The sequence below is a fragment of the Blautia acetigignens genome (genome assembly GCF_025566865.1).
GTDB classification, from domain to species: Bacteria; Bacillota; Clostridia; order Lachnospirales; family Lachnospiraceae; genus Blautia_A; species Blautia_A acetigignens.
On sequence record NZ_JAOQJM010000012.1, the window covers coordinates 71,458 to 91,242 of the forward strand.

Consider the following 19,785-nt stretch of genomic DNA (forward strand, 5'->3'; position numbering starts at 1 on the left):
AGGAGGATATATGGAATACCTGAAGATAGAGGGTGAGTTTCCGAAACTTGCCAACTGTGCAGTAACAATGGGAAAATTTGACGGGATCCACCGCGGGCACCGCAAGCTGGTAGAGAAGATCAAGGAGCGAAAGGCACTTGGGGAGCAGGCAGTCCTGTTTGCCATCGATGCTTCCAGCAACATGATCCTGACCAGTGCGGAGCGGGCTTCCCTTCTTGAAAAGCTTGGCGTGGATGTGCTGGTGGAATGTCAGCTGGATGACAGGATCCGGCATATGAAGGCTGAGAATTTTATAAAAGAGATTTTGATGGGAGATCTGGGGGCTTCCTATGTGGTAGTCGGGGAAGACAACCGTTTCGGCTTTGAGCGCAAAGGCACCCCAAAGCTTCTGGAAGAATTTGGAAGCAAATATGGCTTCCAGGTGGAAATCCTCTCCAAGGAGATGGACGGCCGCCGGAAAATCAGCAGTACCTTTATCAGGGAAGAACTGAAAAAGGGAAATATGGAAAAAGTAAGCTCTCTGATGGGAGCGGATTATTTTGTGGAGGGCCAGGTAGTCCACGGGCGTGGGATGGGGCATAAAGTCCTTCTTCCCACCACCAATCTTGTTCCCCCAAAGAGTAAGATCCTGCCGCCAAACGGCGTGTACGTGACAAGCTCCTATTTCGGGGAAAAGGTTTACCACGGAATCACCAACATTGGCTATAAGCCTACGGTAGGTGAGAGCTTTGTTGGTGTGGAGACTTATCTTTTTGACTGCGAGGAAGACCTCTACGGAGAAAACTGCCGTGTTGATTTTAAAAAGTTCCTGCGTCCTGAGAGGAAATTTTCCTCTCTCGAGGCGTTAAAAGCCAGACTTCTGGCAGATGCCGAAGATGGCAGGGCTTATTTTAATGAGGGAGATCATAATTAATGGCAGAAATCATACTTGGATTAATGGGCGGACTGGGACTTTTCCTGTATGGAATGCGCCTGATGAGCGACAGCCTGGAAAAGGCCGCAGGAGCCAAAATGCGAAGTATTCTGGAATTTTTTACCAAGACTCCCCTTCGTGGGATCCTGGTAGGAACCTTTTTTACCGCAATTATCCAGTCCTCAAGTGCAGCCACGGTTATGGCAGTGAGCTTCGTCAACTCGGGGCTTATGAACCTGTATCAGGCTGCGGGCGTGATTATGGGAGCCAACATCGGTACGACCATTACCTCCCAGCTGATCGCCTTTAACTTATCGGAGCTGGCGCCTGTGATCATTATGGCAGGAATCTTCATGCTGATGTTTTCCAGGAAGACCAGGGTTCAGAGAGCCGGCGAGGTGCTGGTGGGCTTTGGCATTTTGTTCATGGGGCTTACCTCCATGTCCTCTGCCATGAGTGTTCTGAAGGAATCCCCGCAGGTGGTAAATGCCATGGGTTCCCTGAACAGCCATTCCCTGGCACTTGTTACAGGCATGGCAGTAACTGCAGTACTGCAGAGCTCTTCTGCAACTGTGGGAATTATCCTGCTGCTTGCTAACCAGGGACTTCTGGATATGCGGATCTGCTTCTTTATTATCCTGGGCTGCAACATTGGAGCCTGCGTGTCTGCCTTGATCGCGGGACTTAGCGGGAAACGGGATGCCAAGAGGGCAGCTCTGATCCATCTGTTTTTTAATATCATCGGCACTGCCATCATGTATGTGGTGATTTCCATTGGGCTGGAGCCCATCACTCATTTCATAGAAACCATTTCCGGACACAATCCGGGACGTGAGGTGGCAAATGCCCATACCTTGATCAAGATCGTGGAGGTGCTGATGCTGGCACCCTTTACCAGACAGATCGTAAAGCTTACCGGCTTCTTTGTAAAAAAGGAAGAGACAAAGAACCAGGATGGCTTCTGCCTGCAGTATATTGGGGAAAAATCCGTTTATTCTCCCACAACGGCAGTGTTTGATGCTATTCAGGAGATGAGCCGCATGGGACAGCTGGCCGTTACCAATCTGGAACGCGCTATGAATGCCCTGATCACCCTGGACGAGGCGGATATCGGGGAAGTTTATGTGGTGGAAAAGCAGATTGATTTTCTCAACCATGAGATTACCAGCTATCTGGTCAAGGTGAACCAGACCACCCTTCCGGCAGAGGATGCCAAAAGCATTGGCGGCCTGTTTCATATTGTAAATGATATTGAGCGCATCGGAGACCATGCGGAAAACGTTGCAGATGCGGCAAAAGTGAGGCTGAATCAGAAAATTGAGTTCAGTCCCCAGGCAAGGGCAGAGCTTTCCGCCATGCTGGATCTGGTTATTAAGGTCACGACTTATTCACTGGATATGTTTGCACATAACAATCTGACCCATATGCAGGATATTCTGGATCTGGAGGATCAGGTGGACCAGATGGAAAAGGATCTGCAGGAGTCCCATGTTCTGCGTCTGACAAGGGGAGAATGCACGGCAGAGGCGGGAATGATCTTTTCGGATATTATTTCCGGCCTGGAAAGAGTCTCAGACCATGCCACAAATATTGCCTTTTACCTTTTGGATGAGGATCATGTGGAACGGCAGAAGGAGAAGCGGGAAGACCGCTGGAAAGATTTCTGAGTAATTTTGTGAAAAAGTGGTTTACAGAAGTTTTTTGGTATGCTATACTAGGCAAGGTGTGAACAGGAATTTTTTTGTTCACCATACAAGAGAACAGCCCATATTCAGGGGTTGGAGACTCCGACCGTCTCTTAATATGCGGCGATTACGTCCCCGCAGGAATACCTGCATGGGAGACCACTAAAATATAAGGAGGAAATCAAAATGATTTCAAAAGAAAAGAAAGCAGCAATCATGAAAGAGTATGCAAGATGTGAGGGAGATACTGGTTCACCAGAGGTACAGGTAGCTGTTCTTACTGCAAGAATCCAGGAGCTTACTGAGCATTTACAGAACAACCACAAGGATCATCATTCCAGACGTGGTCTGCTGAAAATGGTAGGTCAGAGACGTGGACTGTTAGCTTACTTAAAGAAAACAGACATCGAAAGATACCGTGCACTGATTGAGAAATTAGGCTTAAGAAAATAATTAGTATGCGGAAGGGGCGGATTTCCATCCGCCCCATTTTAAGATGTAAAGCCAGAATTTCCGAGACTTCTGAAAAGGACATTTGGTCTGAAGTGTGTTTTTCAGTCGTTTCGGACTTGTGTTCTGGCAGATGAAGATTTTATATTGAAAAGGAGAGAAGACATGTACAAAAGTTATTCCATGGAATTAGCTGGAAGAACACTTACCGTAGATATCGGACGTGTTGCGAAACAGGCCAATGGCGCAGCACTGATGCATTATGGTGATACCACCGTACTTGCTACAGCAACTGCTTCCAAGGAGCCAAGAGAGGGAATCGACTTTTTCCCGTTAAGCGTTGAATATGAAGAGAAAATGTACGCCGTAGGAAAGATCCCGGGCGGTTTCAATAAGAGAGAGGGAAAGGCAAGCGAGCATGCGATCCTTACCTCTCGTGTTATCGACAGACCGATGCGTCCTCTGTTCCCGAAGGATTACAGAAATGACGTCACACTGGTAGACATGGTTATGTCCGTTGATCCGGAGTGCAATCCGGAGATCCCGGCTATGCTTGGTTCTTCCCTTGCAACCTGCATTTCCGATATTCCGTTTGATGGTCCATGCGCAACTACACAGATCGGTCTTATTAATGGAGAGTTCATTGTGAACCCTACACTGGCACAGAAGGATGTTTCTGACCTTCAGCTGACCGTTGCTTCCACAAGAGACAAGGTTATCATGATCGAGGCTGGTGCCAATGAGGTTCCGGAGGATCAGATGATCGAAGCCATCTATAAGGCACACGAAGTAAACCAGGAAATCATCAAATTCTTCGACCAGATCATTGCTGAGTGCGGCAAAGAGAAGCACAGCTATGAGTCCTGCGCAGTTCCGCAGGAGCTGTTTGACGCCATCAAAGAGATTGTTCCTCCGGAAGAGATGGAGGTTGCGGTATTCTCCGATGACAAGCAGACAAGAGAGAACAACATCGCACAGATCACAGACAAGCTGAAAGAGGCTTTCGCAGAAAAAGAAGAGTGGCTTGCAGTTCTTGGCGAGGCGGTTTACCAGTATCAGAAAAAGACCGTTCGCAAGATGATCCTCAAGGATCACAAGCGTCCGGACGGCCGTGCCATCACACAGATCCGTCCTCTGGCTGCAGAGGTTGACATCATTCCGAGAGTACATGGCTCTGCTATGTTTACCCGTGGACAGACTCAAATCTGCACCATCACGACTCTGGCACCTCTTGCAGAGGCTCAGAGACTTGACGGACTTGACGAGTTCGAGACAACCAAGAGATATATGCATCATTACAACTTCCCGTCCTACTCTGTAGGTGAGACCAAGCCGTCCAGAGGACCGGGACGCCGTGAGATCGGACATGGAGCACTGGCTGAGAGAGCACTTGTTCCGGTACTTCCAAGCGTAGAGGAATTCCCATATGCGATTCGTACAGTATCCGAGACTTTTGAGTCCAACGGATCTACTTCCCAGGCAAGTATCTGTGCGTCCACTATGTCCCTTGAGGCAGCCGGCGTACCGATCAAGAAACCGGTTGCAGGTATTTCCTGCGGTCTGGTTACAGGTGATACAGATGATGACTATATCGTTCTTACCGATATCCAGGGTCTTGAGGACTTCTTCGGCGACATGGACTTCAAGGTAGCCGGAACTCATGACGGTATCACTGCAATCCAGATGGATATTAAGATCCACGGTCTTACAAGACAGATCGTAGAGGAAGCAATCAGACGTACCAAGGAAGCAAGAGAGTATATCCTCAATGAGGTTATTGAGAAATGCATTCCTGCACCTCGTACTTCTGTTGGCAAATTTGCTCCGAAGATCATCCAGATCCAGATCGATCCTCAGAAGATCGGTGATGTGGTTGGTCAGAGAGGAAAGACAATCAACACCATTATCGAGCGCACAGGCGTGAAGATCGACATCACAGACGAGGGTGCTGTATCTATCTGCGGTGTAGACGATAAGAATATGCAGGAAGCAAAGCGCATGGTTGAGATCATCGCTTCTGACTTCGAGCAGGGACAGATCCTTACCGGACAGGTTGTAAGCATCAAAGAGTTCGGTGCATTTGTTGAGTTTGCACCTGGCAAAGAGGGAATGGTTCACATTTCCAAGATCTGCAAGGAGAGAATCAACCGTGTAGAGGATGTTCTCACACTTGGTGATAAAGTGACTGTAATCTGCCTTGGAAAAGACAAGATGGGAAGAATGAGCTTCAGCATCAAGGATGTTCCGGCAGATGCCAAATAAGAATAAGATTTCACATTGCTGAGAGAATTTTAAGCAGCGATAATTTTAGAATGCCGGACAAAATGCCCGGCATTCTTTATATCTTGTAGGCATCATCCTGATACGAGAGATAAAAACGCGTTTAGGGCATGCACTGAATGAAATAAGGTAGGTGCAGCATAGGGCCTGCACAGCATGAATTATGTGATTTACAGGAGGAATTATGAAGAGAATCGGGAAATTTCATAAAGTAAGTAAAGAGCGCTTCGTGGCAGACTGGATGGATGCTTTTGAGGGTGCCACTGTGGAGGAAGCAGAGAAGATTTACGAGGGAATCCGTCTGCCAAGACGTGCCACAGCAGGAAGTGCGGGTTATGATTTCTTTTCCCCGGTGGATTTTACTATCAAGCCGGGTGAGACAGTCAAGTTCCCAACAGGAATCCGTGTGGAGATGGATCAGGAGTGGGTGCTGAAATGCTATCCAAGAAGCGGTCTTGGATTCAAATACCGCCTGCAGCTGAACAATACCGTTGGAATTATTGACAGCGATTATTTCTATTCTGACAACGAAGGCCATATTTTCGCCAAGCTGACCAATGACACCAATGAGAATAAGGTGGTGGAGTTAAAGGCGGACACCGGATTCATGCAGGGAATCTTTGTGGAGTATGGAATCACAGTGGATGATGATGTGACAGATGTGAGAAACGGCGGATTCGGAAGTACTACGAAGTAAGAAAAATCAGTGAGCAAAGTCCGCGGGAAATGTGAGTAAATCAGCGGATTTCGAATATTATAAACCATAAAAGCAGGCAATGTGAAAGAGTTATCAATCACAGAGCCTGCTTTTTGATTGCTTAAAAATTTTTGAAAAAGAAAATCCGGGAAATTACTCTAACGGTATTCCGGCAGCCTCTGCCTCTTTCGCATTCTGCAGTACTGTGTCAAATGCGATGGCAGCCTTATTGTACTCCTCGTCGCTCTCGATATTGGAAAGCATAGGAGCGCCTGTCTCGGTGCGGGCGAAGGAATACAGATAAACCTCGCCGTCGTGGTTCTGTCCGTTCTCATCAAGTGGAAGAAGGGCAATATACTCCTTGGCATCTACCGGGAAAATGGTCAGGATGGCGCATTCTACCTCGGTGTCGTCCTCCATGGTCAGGGTAATGGTGCTGTGCTGGTTCGGATCTGTGCTGCAGCCGCCGCAGGTGGAGCAGTCAGAACCGCCGCAGGATGCGCTGCTTCCACAGCTTCCGCAGGAATTATTCACATCTAAATCACTCATTTGAAATACCTCGCTTTATTTTTGATCAAACTGCCCAAGGCGCCTTAGAGCCTGTTTGAAAAATCATTCCTGCAGAAAGCCTTTTTCAAACACGCTCTAGGGCAGGGCAATTCGTGAATATTAAGATTGTACCAGAAAAATAAGGTTTTGTGAATAGGGAAAACTGTGTTATAATGAAGAAAGTGTTAGAATATAATTATTGTTCACAGACAATAACGGACAAAGAGTGTGATTGTGAAATATGTGAGCAATAACCATAATTTTTACAGATTGGAGAATAACATGAAGCTTGTATCATGGAACGTAAATGGAATCCGCGCATGTATCACCAAGGGCTTTGAGGAGAGCTTTGCAAAGCTGGACGCAGATATTTTCTGTCTGCAGGAGACCAAATGCCAGGAGAATCAGGTGAAGCTGGAACTTCCGGGCTATCATCAGTACTGGAACTATGCCAACCGCAAAGGCTATTCCGGAACCGCCGTATTCACGAAGAAGGAGCCGCTGTCCGTGACCTACGGACTTGGAATAGAAGAGCATGACAAGGAAGGCCGTGTGATCACCGCCGAGATGGAGGATTTTTATCTGGTGACCGTGTACACGCCCAATTCCCAGTCCGAGCTTCGCAGGCTGGAATACCGCATGGAATGGGAGCGGGATTTCCTTGCCTATCTTCTGAAGCTGCAGGAGAAGAAGCCTGTGATCTGCTGCGGGGACATGAATGTGGCACACCAGGAAATCGACCTGAAGAACCCCAAGACCAATCGGATGAATGCCGGCTTCACAGACGAGGAGCGTGCCTGCTTTACCAAAGTGCTGGAAGCTGGATTTATCGATACCTTCCGCTATTTTTACCCGGATCTGGAGGGCGCGTATTCCTGGTGGTCTTATCGTTTCAAGGCTAGGGAGAAGAACGCCGGATGGAGAATCGACTATTTTATTACGTCTCCATCGCTGAAAGAAAAGCTGGAAGATGCGAAGATCCACAGCGACATTATGGGATCTGATCATTGCCCGGTGGAACTGGATCTGAAATTTTAGATTCAAACAAGCTCTGGCAGGAAAAAAGCCTGAAACATTTAGCCGGGACGGGACATCAGACAAAGACAGGAGGGCATTAAAAGTGGCAATACCGGGAAATAAGAGCGTGGTTGTAACATCCGGTTCTCCCCTTTTACTTGGGGCAAGCCAGATGATCGATGGATATAATTTTGCAGTGGAAGCAGATGAGGACGCCAAGGTCTTTTTGCTTCTTTACAGAAAGAATGGAAAGGAGCCATTTTACGAGCTTCTTCTGGATGAGAAATACCGGACAGGACGTATTTTTTCTGTCTTTATGAAAAAATTAAATGTAAACAGCCTGGAATACAATTTTAGGATCAACGGGGAAATCTGCCTGGATCCCTGTGCCAGCAGAATCAGCGGAAGAGAGCACTTCGGGGCTCCCTGGGATACCGATCCCCACAAGGTACGCTGCGGATTCTGGTCCGGGGAAGGGTACGACTGGGAGGATGAGAAATCACCGGAAACGGATTTCGGGGACATGATCCTTTACAAGGTCCACGTCCGGGGTTATACCAAGCAGTCCAAGCTTCCTGCGAAGCTTCGGGGAACCTTTGAAGGCCTGATCCAGATGATCCCATACTGGCAGGAACTTGGAATTAACACCGTAGAGCTGATGCCTGCCTATGAATTTATGGAAATCAGCCGGCAAAAGGAGCCGGAGGGGCTGGTTTCCACAAAGGGCAAGAAGGATGAAGTAAACTACTGGGGCTATGGAAATGGACTCTATTTTGCGCCAAAGCGCTCTTACTGCGCAACGAAAGATCCCCACAGGGAATTCTGCGATATGATCAAGGCTTTCCATAAGGCGGGAATCAGCTGTATGATGGAAATGTATTTCCCGGCGGAGGCCAATCCTCTGATGGCTCTTCGGGCGCTGCAGTTCTGGAAACAGAATTACCATGTGGACGGCTTCCATGTGTTAGGCGCGGGGGCACCGCTTGCTCTGATCATGAAGGATGGCCTGCTTGCAGGAACCAAAATTCTGGCAGACGGAATGGACACAGCTACTCTTTATAAGAACCAGAAACAGAAGAAACGCTGCTTTGCAGAGTACAATCTGGGCTTTTTGCAGGATATGAGAAGATTCCTAAAAAGCGATGAGGATATGGTCCCGGCGGTGCAGTACCGGATCCGTCACAATCCGGATGACCACGGGGTGATCAATTACATTACCTGCCAGGACGGTTTTACTTTGAATGACCTTGTTTCCTATAATTACAAGCACAATGAGGCAAACGGAGAGGGCAATAACGACGGCTGCAGCTATAATTATTCCTGGAACTGCGGCATAGAAGGGCCAAGCCGGAAGCAGTGGATCCGTCAGATGCGGGAGCGCCAGATGCGGGCTGCCTTTGCAATGCTGCTGTTTTCCCAGGGGGTTCCCATGATTTACGGCGGCGACGAGATCGGCAATTCCCAGGAGGGCAATAACAATGCCTACTGCCAGGACAATCCCATTGGCTGGATCGACTGGCGGGGCCTTCGGAAAAATGCCAGCATGCTTGCCTTTGTGAAAAAGACAGTGGCTCTTCGAAAAGCCCATCCGGTTCTCCATATGAACGAGAGCATGAAAGAGGCAGATTATCTGGGCAAAGGTTTCCCGGACCTGTCCTTCCACGGTGAGCGGGCATGGTTCTGCAATATGGAAAACACCAGCCGCATGATCGGCATGATGCTGTGCGGGGAGTATGCACGGCAGGCAGATGGAACTGGAGATGACTTCCTCTATGTAGGCTTTAATTTCCACTGGGAGACAAGAAGCATGGCCCTTCCCAATCTTCCGGAGGGAATGGAGTGGAAGAAAGTAATGGATACCGGAGATCTGACCTGCGATGGCTTTTACGGGGAAAATGGCCAGGTTTATGAAAGAAGCGTGGAAATTGGCCCCCGTACTGTGGTGGTGCTTCAGGGCGTGAAGAAACCGGAACCGGAGAAGAAACATAAGGGAAAAGGAAAGAAAAGCGAAAATCCGGTATTATCAGATGCTGGAAAAGGAGCGCTGCCTGGGAATTTCGTGAAAGAAGAAAGTGTGGAAATCCCGGCAGCAGATGAGGCGAAACCAGAAAAGCCTGCAGATTCAGCTGAAAATGTAAATGGAAAGGAGGCTGGATGAGGATGCATCCGTGGCTTCACTTTAAAACAATTACCAAGCATAAGCTTATGGTCATGAGATACTGCTTCCGCATCGGGCTTTACAAGCAGGGACTGCTTCACGACCTTTCCAAGTATTCCCCGGCAGAGTTCCTGGTGGGCTGCAAATATTATCAGGGGACAAGAAGCCCAAATAACGCGGAGCGGGAGGACATCGGCGTGTCCACTGCGTGGCTGCATCATAAGGGCCGTAACAAGCACCACTATGAGCATTGGGTGGACTATGCCATAAACGATCCGGAGCACGTGATCATGGGGGCCAGGATGCCCCGCAGATATGTGGCAGAGATGGTGATGGACCGGATCAGCGCCTCCAGAACTTATCTTGGAGATGCCTATGACAATCACCAGCCGCTTGAATATTTCCTCAAAAGCAAGCCTAAGCTGTGGTTCGTCCATCCCCAGACAAAGAAGGAATTAGAAGGGCTTCTTCGCATCCTTTCTGACAAGGGCGAAGACAAGGCTCTGTGGTACATCAAAAATGTGTATCTCAAAAAAGGAAAAAAATAAATAATATAGCTTGCGCTTTTATACTCTTCTGTGGTAAAGTAGTAAATATGTAATTTGGCTGTCTGCAGACAGCAGCAACAGAGGAGGAGAAAAAGTGGTTACTACAACAGCAATAATTTTGACAGCTTTTGTGTTTTACCTGGCAATGATGATCGTCATTGGCGCGGTTTACATGAAAAAGACCTCCAGCTCAGAGGATTATTTCCTTGGAGGAAGAGGACTGAACGGATGGGTGGCAGCACTTTCCGCACAGGCCTCTGATATGAGCGGGTGGCTTCTGATGGGGCTTCCGGGAGCAATTTATTCTCTGGGATCCGGGCAGATCTGGATTGCGGTGGGACTGTTTATCGGCACCGTTCTGAACTGGGTATGCATTTCAGGAAGACTTCGTAAATACACCATCGTGGCTAATAATTCCATGACTATCCCGGCATTTTTTGAGAATCGGTACCGTGATAAGAAAAAGATTCTGCTTCTGATCTCATCTATTGTTATCGTAGTCTTTTTTCTGGTATATACAGCATCTGCCCTGGCAGCAGGCGGAAAACTGTTTAACACCGTATTCGGACTGGATTACCATGTGGCACTTGCCATTGGAGCAGCAGTTATCCTCTGCTACACCTTTATGGGAGGATTTATGGCAGTGTGCGTCACAGACTTTGTACAGGGTACTCTGATGCTTATTGGCCTTCTGGTCGTACCATTGGTAGCATATTTCCTGCTTCCTGGCAATCTGACAGATCTGATCACACAAAGTGGTGTCACTGGGGGCGCAAATGCTTACCTGAATCCTTTTATAAATGGAGACAGACCATATACCTTTGTGGAAATCTTTTCCCAGCTGGCATGGGGCTTCGGATACTGCGGAATGCCTCATGTTCTGGTAAGATTTATGGCAGTCAGAAGTGAGAAAGAGCTGAAGAAGTCTTGGGTGATCGCCATTATATGGGATTTACTTTCTCTGACAGCTGCATTTGCCATTGCGGTCATCGGCAGAGCTTACCTGCTTCCAACCATTCTTGGTGAAAATGGAGCTGCTTCTTCTGAAAGCGTATTTATTGAAATGATTCGCAAGGTATTTACTTCTCAGCTGGCACTGCCATTTATCGGCGGACTGTTCCTTTGCGGAATTCTGGCAGCAATTATGTCTACCGCAGATTCCCAGCTTCTGGTAACGGCGTCTGCAGTGTCTGAGGATCTGTATCATAACTTTATCAAGAAGGATGCAGATTCTAAGGAGATTTTAAGGGTAAGCCGTATTACGGTTATTGTGATCGCAATAATTGCTTTTGCAATCGCATGGGATCCTAACAGCAGCATTATGGGACTGGTGTCCAATGCATGGGCAGGTCTTGGAGCCGCATTTGGACCGATTGTGGTAATGTCTCTGTTCTGGAGAAGAACCAACCTTCAGGGTGCCATTGCAGGAATGGTGACAGGCGGTCTTACCGTTATCATCTGGGACTATATCCCGCTGGTGGGTGGACAGACACTTGGAACCTATACAGGGCTTTATTCTCTGGCAGTAGGTTTCCTTCTTAGCCTTGTGGTGATCGTGATAGTCAGTCTTCTTACAAAAGCGCCTTCCAAAGAAATTACAGATGAGTTTGATAAGGTTGCTGCGAAATAATAAAGTTCAAATCTAAAACTTTTATAAAAAAAGGTAGTCCTGACAGTAAAGGGCTACCTTTTTTTCTGAAAATTTGTTATAATGATATTATCTTTAGTCGGAAAGGGGCAACACAAGATGAAAAAATATGACTATTTGATCGTAGGAGCCGGACTGTTTGGAGCTGTATTTGCCCATGAGGCCACCAAAAAGGGAAAGACCTGTCTGGTAATCGACAAGCGTGATCATATCGGAGGCAACATTTACACAGAGGATGTGGAGGGAATCCAGGTGCACAGATACGGCGCACATATTTTCCACACCTCCAAGAAGGAAATCTGGGACTATGTGAACCAGTTTACAGAGTTTAACCATTTCGTGAATTCACCTATCGCAGTGTATAAGGACGAGCTGTATAACCTTCCGTTTAACATGAACACCTTCCATCAGCTGTGGGGTGTGAAGACACCTGCACAGGCCAAGGCGAAGATCCAGGAGCAGATCAGCCGCATGCACATCACGCATCCGAAGAACCTGGAGGAGCAGGCTCTGGCGCTGGTAGGACAGGATGTGTATGAGAAGCTGGTAGAGGGCTACACAAGAAAGCAGTGGGGAAGAGAGTGCAAGGATCTTCCTGCATTTATCATTAAGAGACTGCCGCTTCGCTACACCTATGACAACAACTATTTCAAAGATCCTTACCAGGGTATCCCCAAGGGCGGATACACACGCATTATCAAGAAGCTTCTTGAGGGCGTACAGGTATGCTTAAAGACCGATTTCTTTGACAACAGGGAAGAGCTTAGCGCACAGGCAGACAAGATCCTGTTTACCGGAATGATCGATGAGTTCTACAACTACTGCTATGGCGAGCTGGAATACCGTTCCCTGCGCTTTGAGACCGAGGTTCTGGATATGGGCAATTATCAGGGCAATGCGGTTGTGAATTATACCGATTATGAGGTGCCGTACACCAGAATTATTGAGCACAAGCACTTTGAGTTCGGCACACAGCCGAAGACCGTGATCACCAGAGAATATCCGGCAGCATGGGAGAAGGGCAAGGAGCCTTATTATCCGATCAACGACCCCAAGAATGACGAGCTGTTTGATAAATATGAGCGCCTGGCACTGGAAGAGAAGAATGTGCTGTTTGGCGGACGCCTTGGCATGTACCGCTATATGGACATGGATAAGGTCATTGAGGAGGCTCTGAATATGGCTGAGACAGAGCTGACCTACGAAGAGGCATAAAGGAGAGAATTATGGATACCCCAACTATCACACAATATTACAGAGAAGCAGACCCGGCGAAGCGTCTGGCGCTTTTAAATATGTCCATTGAGGCAGGAGAGGAGCCAGAGCTGAATAAGATCCGCAGGGAGCTTTGGGACATCCGTTATCAGGACAAATCCGAGCTTGGAGGGGATACCCGTGCAGACGGCCTGATCGCGCTGTGGATGCTTATGGAGTTTAACCGGGACAGCGCCAAGCGTTTTATGGGCGTGCGCGGCGGCCGCAAGGAGATCTTAAAGCAGATGGATAAGATGAAATTTCAGGAGATCCGCGCCAAAGGCAAGGATTACGAGGATATGCTTTACCGGGAGTGCTGCCATATGGTGAAGACTTATATGGAGTTAAGTGAGTCTGACAAGGCATACAACAGCACGTTGTTCGGTATTCTCAAGATGAGCAGCGAGCAGGCGAAGGACAAGCTGAAAGCTGACATTTACCACACCGCAGTGGAGCTTCCCCAGACACTGAAGCTGGAGGAAGAATTGGGTATGATTACACGGGCTGCCCGTGAGATGTATGAGCTTCATTTCCCGGGAGAGGGAAGCCTGAGAGCCTGAAAGATTCCTGCATCTGTATGCCGCAGGAATCTGAATATGAATAAGTATCTGATTAATACCGCAGCAGTCTCCGGATCTGGAGCTGGCTGCGGTATTTATTATGCAGTTCCAGGCCAAGGCTGGCTTCGCAGGCTGCAAGAAGAGAATCATAGTAGGTGAACTGATAAATGTTGCCGGCGATCTGCATGCAGTTGTAGTTCAGAAGGGACGATATGATCTGATCCCTGGAAAAGGTGAAATCCAACTTTGCCTCAAGGAGGCGCAGAATGGTAAAGGCAGTAAAGCTGATGATAACCTGGGCGCTGACTGCCTGTCCAACCTCTTCAGAAGAAGCTGCCGGCATAGTGCTTTTGGAAATGGCAAGGGCAGATTCCATGTATGTATAAAATTCTGAGGCGGTATCTTCCACGGATGGCCGGAAGACAAATTCCTCAGGGCTCTGCCCACTTAGATGATCCCGGCTGATGCGCCTTGCCGCGTTGGAAATCGACTGGTTCAACATAGTACCACGGATAGAAAGGTCATATGCAAGAGGAATTCCCTGCTGATCTGTGAGAAACTCCATGTGGATGGCAGAGGCACTTTGCCGGGAAACTGATTTTCTCGCAGAAGCACTGCCGGTTTGGCGTGAAAATGCATAATCTGCTTCTTCATGGTGTATTCTGCTGAAATTACGGGAAATTACATTGGCAGAATGGTCATACAGCCATTTCTGAATGTCTCTTTGGTATTTCTGGATGAGCTGGAGTGCCTTTAAGAGGTCTTCCTCCTGAAATGGCGTCAGATTCTCGAAATAAGGCACCTGATTTATGGCGTCCTTCCATGGAAGCTGCGGATAGAGGATCTGGGAAATGATCAGCAGGCGGAAGATTTCTTCTATATTGTAGGAAAGGGAGAGATTCCATGTTTTGGTGCGCCAGAAAATATCAAGCTGCAGTTCCTTGTAAATGTGCTCCAAAACGCCGTAGCCTGCATTTTTCAAAGTGCGCTCGCCTGGGGAGAGGGCAGCAGTAAGGTCTACGTAAACCACAGAATTCTTCTTCTCTTCCCGTTCCTGGTTCATGTCTGCCACAACCTTTTCAAAGTGGGCAATGGGATCTGGAAATTCCTTCCGAAGCTCCTCCAGATAACCAAGGCCCATAATGGTTTTTTGTCTGGTGGCTTTTTTCTCTTTATCATAATAGGACTCTGTGATGGCCAGATAAGTGCCTTTTGGCTTTGGGGTTTTCTTTAGAAACATATGTGCGGCCTCCTTTTTTCTTTTATTTTACCATGAATTCGAAAATACAACAAGATACATCATAGAAAATGCAATAATTTTTTAGAAAAAGGCATTTCCAGGCAGGCAAGGTAAATTTAAGGGATTTGCTATTTAACATATTCTGTGAAAAAAGTCGATTGACAACCAGCTATTTGTATGTTATACATAATGTACTGACGTTAGGAAAGACTAATCAAATGGAAGCAAAAAGAGGGGATTCGTTCCCCCCTTTTTTTACTGCCTGTATTAGAATTAGCTAACTAAAGTTGCAGAACAAGAAAAAGAGTTCGGGGGAACAAGTATGATTGATAAAGACTTGCTAAGACTTCTGGGTGATAAGAAGAAGTACATTGTATATACGGTCATCAGTATGGTGATCGGGCTATGTGCCAATCTGGGAATCACCATGTGTATCTGCCAGGCAATCCGTCTGATGCTGGAACACGCAGCACCGGGGGACTATGTGCCGACGCTGCTGATCGGCATCGCGGCTTTGGTAATCCGCTATGTCTGCACCAGATGCACAGCCCGTCTGAAGGATAGTATCGGACGTGAGGTAAAACGGGATCTGCGTGCCAGCACCTACAACAAAATAATCTGTCTGGGTATGAAAAGCACCAGTGAAATGAGTATGGCAGGTCTGACCCAGGTAAGTATGGAAGGCATCGAGCAGTTGGATCTGTATTTTTCCAATTACATTCCTCAATTTTTTTATGCCATGCTGGCCCCGGTAATCTTATTTATTGTAACCGTAAGGCTGGATGCAAAAGTAGCTATTGTGCTGCTGTGCTGCGTGCCGTTGATTCCGGTGTCTATTATTGCGGTGTCCAAGTGGGCAAAGAAAATCTTTGCCAAATACTGGGACAAGTATACTGCCATGGGAGATTACTTCCTGGACAGCGTACAGGGCTTAAAAGAACTGAAGATTTTTAAGGCAGATGCCAGACAGCATGAAAAAATGAATCAGAATGCAGAAGAGTTCCGTGAGATTACCATGAAGGTTCTTACCATGCAGCTAGCCAGCACCACCATTATGGATCTGGTGGCTTACGGCGGAGCGGGAACCGGAATTGCATTTGCAGTAAGAGACCTGGCAGACGGAAAGATCACCGTGATGTCTGCAGTATTTCTGATGCTGGTAGCTGTAGACTTTTTCCTTCCCCTTCGTGCCTTCGGAAGTGCCTTCCATGTGGCCATGAACGGTGTAAGTGCAGGGAAGAAGATTATTTCCCTGTTGGAAATGGAAGAACCCAAGTGGGGAAGCGAATCCGTAACCGGAAATGAGGTTGTGCTGGATCACGTAAGCTTTTCTTATGATGGAAAAAGAGAAGTATTAAAAGATGTGAACATGACTTTCCCGGAAAAAGGAATGACTGCGATCGTAGGTGAGTCCGGTTGCGGCAAATCCACCATTGTAGGATTGATGAATGAAAACCTGATACCGCAAAAAGGCTCTGTATCAGTGGGAAACACAAAACTTGGCCAGCTGTCACGGGCAGACTATTATAGCCATCTGGCTGTGGTCAGCTGTAATACCTATATTTTTAATGATACTGTGCGAAACAACTTCTGTCTGGCATCTCCATGGGCTACGGACGAGCAGATGGAAGCTGCCTTAAAGAAAGTGAATCTGTGGAAATTCATAGAAGAAAACGGTGGGCTGGACAAGAGCATTTCCGAGGATGCAGCCAATATCTCCGGCGGACAGAAGCAAAGACTGGCACTGGCTGTAAATCTTGTGGCAGATAAAGACATTTACATCTTCGATGAAGCCACCAGCAACATCGACATCGAAAGTGAAGAGATCATTATGAAAAACATCAAGGCACTTTCCAAAGAAAAGAATGTGATCGTCATTTCCCACCGTCTGGAAAATATCGTACCTGCTGACCGGATCTATTATCTGGAAAGCGGAAAAGTAAAAGAATGTGGAAATCACCAGTCCCTGATGGAGGCAAAGGGTGGCTATGCAGTGCTTTACCGCAGACAGAAAGAACTGGAAAAGGGATATGTGGAGGTGAGCGCATGAATCAGGTAAAACAGACACTTCGAAGAAGTGGAATCAGTATTATGGCCCATCTGATCAGTCTTCTGGGAAGCTTTGCGGCAGTCCTGATCCTGGCTGTCATAAACGGAAGCATCGGTTATCTTTGCGCCATGAGCGTAACACTGTTCGGCGCACTGGGCGTAGCCAAGGCACTGGGGGAACCTATCTGGCTTTCTTATGAATGGATCATCGCTCTTGCAGTAGGATGCGGAATTCTTCGCGGACTGCTTCGCTATATTGAGCAGTACAGCAACCATTACATTGCCTTTCATCTGCTGGCCATTTTGAGAGACAAAATTTTCGGCGTACTTCGAAAGCTCTGTCCGGCCAAGCTGGAAAGCAAGCAAAAGGGAAGCATCATTGCCATGCTCACATCTGATATTGAAACACTGGAAGTATTTTATGCCCATACCCTGTCACCAATCTGCATTGCCATTCTTGTATCTTTTAGCGTATGTTTGTTTACCTGGCTTGCGGCAAGCCCGTGGCTGGCACTGGTGGCATTGATTGGTTATCTGGTGATCGGCATTGTGGTGCCTATGATTTCTTCCGCAGCATTAAAAGAGCCTGGTGTTACCTATCGAAGAGAGTTTGCTTCTTTTAATGCCTATTATCTGGATAGTATTAAGGGAATTAAAGATATTTTATTCCACAATGCAGGAGAAAATAGAGAGCAGGAAGTTAACCGCAGATCAGAATGCCTTCTGGAAGAGACAAGAAAAATGAAAGAGGAAACCGGAAAAGCGTCAGCAATCACAGAACTGGCTGTTTCCGTTTTTGTAATGCTCACATTGATCGCAGGAATCGTTCTGGTCTATACCGGCAATTTGACTTCTGGAAAAATGATCATTGGCGTGGTTGCCATATTTGGAAGCTTCGGACCGGTAGTGGCCATCTCCGCTCTGCCTGGTAATCTGACCCAGACCTTTGCCAGTGGCGACCGTGTCCTGAATCTTCTGGAGGAGGCACCTGCTGTAGAAGAAATCACAGATGGAAAAAATATTACATACGAAAATCTGGAAGTGAGGAAGCTTTCCTTTGCCTACCAGAAAAATGAACCTGTCTTAAAAGATGTGTGTATGCAGGCACAAAAAGGCGAGATCGTAGGAATCATCGGAGAAAGCGGCTGCGGAAAATCCACACTGTTAAAGCTTTTGCTTCGTTTCTGGTCAAAAGACAGCGGGGAAATCCTGTTTAACGGAACCGACATCGAAAAGATCAACAGTGACAATCTTCTGGACAATGTGACCATGGTAAGCCAGGTGACCTATCTGTTTGACGATACCATCGAAGAAAACTTAAGGATTGCAAAGCCGGATGCTACCCAGGTGGAAATGGAACAGGCCTGCCGTCTGGCATCGGTGCATGACTTTGTTATGAGTCTTCCAAATGGCTATCAGACGAGAGTGGGAGCCATGGGAGATGCCTTATCCTCCGGTGAAAAACAAAGACTGGGACTGGCAAGAGCATTCCTTAGCGGACGGCAGCTGATTCTGCTGGACGAGCCAACCAGCAACGTGGACAGTATCAATGAGGGAATCATTCTCAAGGCACTGGCACAGCAGAAGAGCAAAAAGAGCATTATTCTGGTTTCACACCGGGAATCCACAATGGCTATTGCAGACCGGATTTATAAAGTGGAAAACGGTTATATGACAGAAGCTACAAAATAAAAAAGAGAGGAACCTAAAATGAAGAACAGCGCATTTAGAACCATGATAGTAACAGGAGTACTGTGATGTCCGGCGGAAGCGGCCAGACAATGGAAGGAAAGATCACAGGCGTTCAGGCAGTATCTGTAACACGTAAGGTGTGCGGAATGGCAATGTCCAATGTAGAACTGTCCTTAACCTATGGCCTTACCCCAGCTGTACAGATGGACGCTGCAGCAGAAGAAGCAAAAGTGGAAACAGAAGAAGCTACAGAAGAAGCTACAGAAGAAGCTGCAGAAGAAAAAGCTGAGCCAGAAACAACCTCTGCAGAAAAAGAGCAGTAAAGAAATTTAACCAACCATATGGCGGCTGTCCGATTACATCGTGCAGCCTGCCATACTTTTTATTCTTGCGCCTGAAATTTTAAATATAAGATGGAAGAAAACAGGAAAGTATGATATATTAGTAGAAAAGGAGAAATATGTGACATTGAGGTTTGAATGGGACGAAGAAAAGAATCAGATTAATCAGAAAAAACATAAGATATCCTTTGAAACAGCAGCATACGTATTTGAAGATGAAAATTACATTGAAATGTACGATTTCGAACATAGTATAGAGGAAGACCGTTATATAGCAATTGGGTGTGTCGGTGATGTATTATTTGTTGTTTTTACTGAGAGAAAAGACAATATCCGGCTAATATCCGCAAGGCTTGCGACAGAGACTGAAAGGAGGCTTTATTATGACCAGAACATTTACTATTGAAAAAGGACAGAAACCAACACAGGAACAGCTGAAAGAGGTTATGGAAGCCAAAAAGTATCCAATCGTAGCAGATGAAGATGCCCCGGAATTATCTCCTGCAATGTATAAAGCTTTAAAAAGCTGTGTGATACAACGCAACAGAAAGAAAAATGCATAGCCAAAATGACAGGGATCCGGCATTGCCGGGTCCCCAATTATTTATATTGCGCTTATCAGCGCGAAGATGGTATAATATACCTTATGAATAAAGTCCGGGCATAGTTTTTGCAGGCCTGGATAAGATATGATAGAAAATAAA

Annotated in this window: 18 protein-coding genes; 16 read left to right on the forward strand and 2 right to left on the reverse strand. The window is 47.0% G+C overall.

Going from position 1 to position 19,785, the window contains the following annotated elements; genetic code table 11:
- Nucleotides 1-10: 10 nt before the first annotated feature.
- The 5 genes from OCV70_RS13700 (at nt 11) to OCV70_RS13720 (ending at nt 6,025) form a co-directional block, all read left to right on the forward strand.
- Complete coding sequence (locus tag OCV70_RS13700) at nt 11-913, forward strand: bifunctional riboflavin kinase/FAD synthetase (protein ID WP_117853476.1); 903 nt, start codon at nt 11-13, stop codon at nt 911-913.
- The gene (locus OCV70_RS13705; RefSeq protein WP_021925748.1) at nt 913-2,580 is read left to right on the forward strand and encodes a Na/Pi cotransporter family protein; all 1,668 of its coding nucleotides are present in this window, start codon (nt 913-915) and stop codon (nt 2,578-2,580) included. Before OCV70_RS13700 ends, OCV70_RS13705 begins: the two co-directional genes overlap by 1 nt.
- A gap of 204 nt (nt 2,581-2,784) precedes the next feature.
- Nucleotides 2,785-3,051, forward strand: a complete 267-nt coding sequence (gene rpsO / locus OCV70_RS13710) for a 30S ribosomal protein S15 (protein ID WP_117853474.1) — start codon at nt 2,785-2,787, stop codon at nt 3,049-3,051.
- 162 nt (nt 3,052-3,213) lie between these two features.
- Nucleotides 3,214-5,310, forward strand: coding sequence for a polyribonucleotide nucleotidyltransferase (locus tag OCV70_RS13715; RefSeq protein WP_117853471.1), 2,097 nt, complete (start codon nt 3,214-3,216; stop codon nt 5,308-5,310).
- Between the two features lie 202 nt (nt 5,311-5,512).
- Nucleotides 5,513-6,025, forward strand: a complete 513-nt coding sequence (locus OCV70_RS13720) for a dCTP deaminase/dUTPase family protein (protein WP_021925353.1) — start codon at nt 5,513-5,515, stop codon at nt 6,023-6,025.
- Between the two features lie 153 nt (nt 6,026-6,178).
- On the opposite strand, the gene OCV70_RS13725 is transcribed toward OCV70_RS13720, so the two are convergent.
- Nucleotides 6,179-6,574 (reverse strand): DUF1292 domain-containing protein, encoded by a 396-nt coding sequence (locus OCV70_RS13725; protein ID WP_021925354.1) that lies wholly within the window; start codon nt 6,572-6,574, stop codon nt 6,179-6,181.
- Nucleotides 6,575-6,856: 282 nt separating this feature from the next.
- Here OCV70_RS13725 and OCV70_RS13730 point away from each other — a divergent pair, with 282 nt between their 5' ends.
- From OCV70_RS13730 to OCV70_RS13755, 6 genes are all read left to right on the forward strand, one after another.
- Nucleotides 6,857-7,612 (forward strand): exodeoxyribonuclease III, encoded by a 756-nt coding sequence (locus tag OCV70_RS13730; protein WP_021925355.1) that lies wholly within the window; start codon nt 6,857-6,859, stop codon nt 7,610-7,612.
- An 82-nt stretch (nt 7,613-7,694) separates the two neighbouring features.
- Nucleotides 7,695-9,749: a Type II secretory pathway, pullulanase PulA and related glycosidase gene (locus OCV70_RS13735; RefSeq protein WP_262579779.1), complete on the forward strand. Its 2,055-nt coding sequence runs from the start codon at nt 7,695-7,697 to the stop codon at nt 9,747-9,749.
- A gap of 2 nt (nt 9,750-9,751) precedes the next feature.
- A complete protein-coding gene (locus OCV70_RS13740; protein WP_021925357.1) occupies nt 9,752-10,297 on the forward strand; it encodes a DUF5662 family protein in 546 nt (181 codons plus the stop codon).
- A 94-nt stretch (nt 10,298-10,391) separates the two neighbouring features.
- Nucleotides 10,392-11,927 carry a sodium/proline symporter PutP gene (gene putP, locus OCV70_RS13745; RefSeq protein ID WP_117853468.1) on the forward strand — a complete coding sequence of 512 codons (1,536 nt, stop codon included), beginning with the start codon at nt 10,392-10,394 and terminating at the stop codon, nt 11,925-11,927.
- A gap of 117 nt (nt 11,928-12,044) precedes the next feature.
- Nucleotides 12,045-13,160 carry a UDP-galactopyranose mutase gene (glf, locus tag OCV70_RS13750; protein ID WP_021925359.1) on the forward strand — a complete coding sequence of 372 codons (1,116 nt, stop codon included), beginning with the start codon at nt 12,045-12,047 and terminating at the stop codon, nt 13,158-13,160.
- An 11-nt stretch (nt 13,161-13,171) separates the two neighbouring features.
- Nucleotides 13,172-13,759 (forward strand): DUF6553 family protein, encoded by a 588-nt coding sequence (locus tag OCV70_RS13755; RefSeq protein WP_262579780.1) that lies wholly within the window; start codon nt 13,172-13,174, stop codon nt 13,757-13,759.
- A gap of 52 nt (nt 13,760-13,811) precedes the next feature.
- Here the strand turns inward: OCV70_RS13755 and OCV70_RS13760 are convergent, their stop codons facing one another.
- Nucleotides 13,812-14,999, reverse strand: coding sequence for a hypothetical protein (locus OCV70_RS13760; RefSeq protein ID WP_262579781.1), 1,188 nt, complete (start codon nt 14,997-14,999; stop codon nt 13,812-13,814).
- A gap of 322 nt (nt 15,000-15,321) precedes the next feature.
- On the opposite strand from OCV70_RS13760, the gene OCV70_RS13765 reads away from it, so the two are divergent.
- From OCV70_RS13765 to OCV70_RS13785, 5 genes are all read left to right on the forward strand, one after another.
- Nucleotides 15,322-17,049, forward strand: a complete 1,728-nt coding sequence (locus OCV70_RS13765; protein WP_117853463.1) for an ABC transporter ATP-binding protein/permease — start codon at nt 15,322-15,324, stop codon at nt 17,047-17,049.
- A complete protein-coding gene (locus OCV70_RS13770) occupies nt 17,046-18,740 on the forward strand; it encodes an amino acid ABC transporter ATP-binding/permease protein (RefSeq protein ID WP_117853461.1) in 1,695 nt (564 codons plus the stop codon). The genes OCV70_RS13765 and OCV70_RS13770 overlap by 4 nt, the downstream gene beginning before the upstream one ends.
- Nucleotides 18,741-18,805: 65 nt before the next feature.
- Nucleotides 18,806-19,063 carry a hypothetical protein gene (locus OCV70_RS13775; RefSeq protein ID WP_117853458.1) on the forward strand — a complete coding sequence of 86 codons (258 nt, stop codon included), beginning with the start codon at nt 18,806-18,808 and terminating at the stop codon, nt 19,061-19,063.
- A 145-nt stretch (nt 19,064-19,208) separates the two neighbouring features.
- Nucleotides 19,209-19,487 (forward strand): BrnT family toxin, encoded by a 279-nt coding sequence (locus tag OCV70_RS13780; RefSeq protein ID WP_202031031.1) that lies wholly within the window; start codon nt 19,209-19,211, stop codon nt 19,485-19,487.
- Nucleotides 19,465-19,644: a hypothetical protein gene (locus OCV70_RS13785; RefSeq protein ID WP_021925365.1), complete on the forward strand. Its 180-nt coding sequence runs from the start codon at nt 19,465-19,467 to the stop codon at nt 19,642-19,644. Before OCV70_RS13780 ends, OCV70_RS13785 begins: the two co-directional genes overlap by 23 nt.
- Nucleotides 19,645-19,785 lie beyond the last annotated feature (141 nt).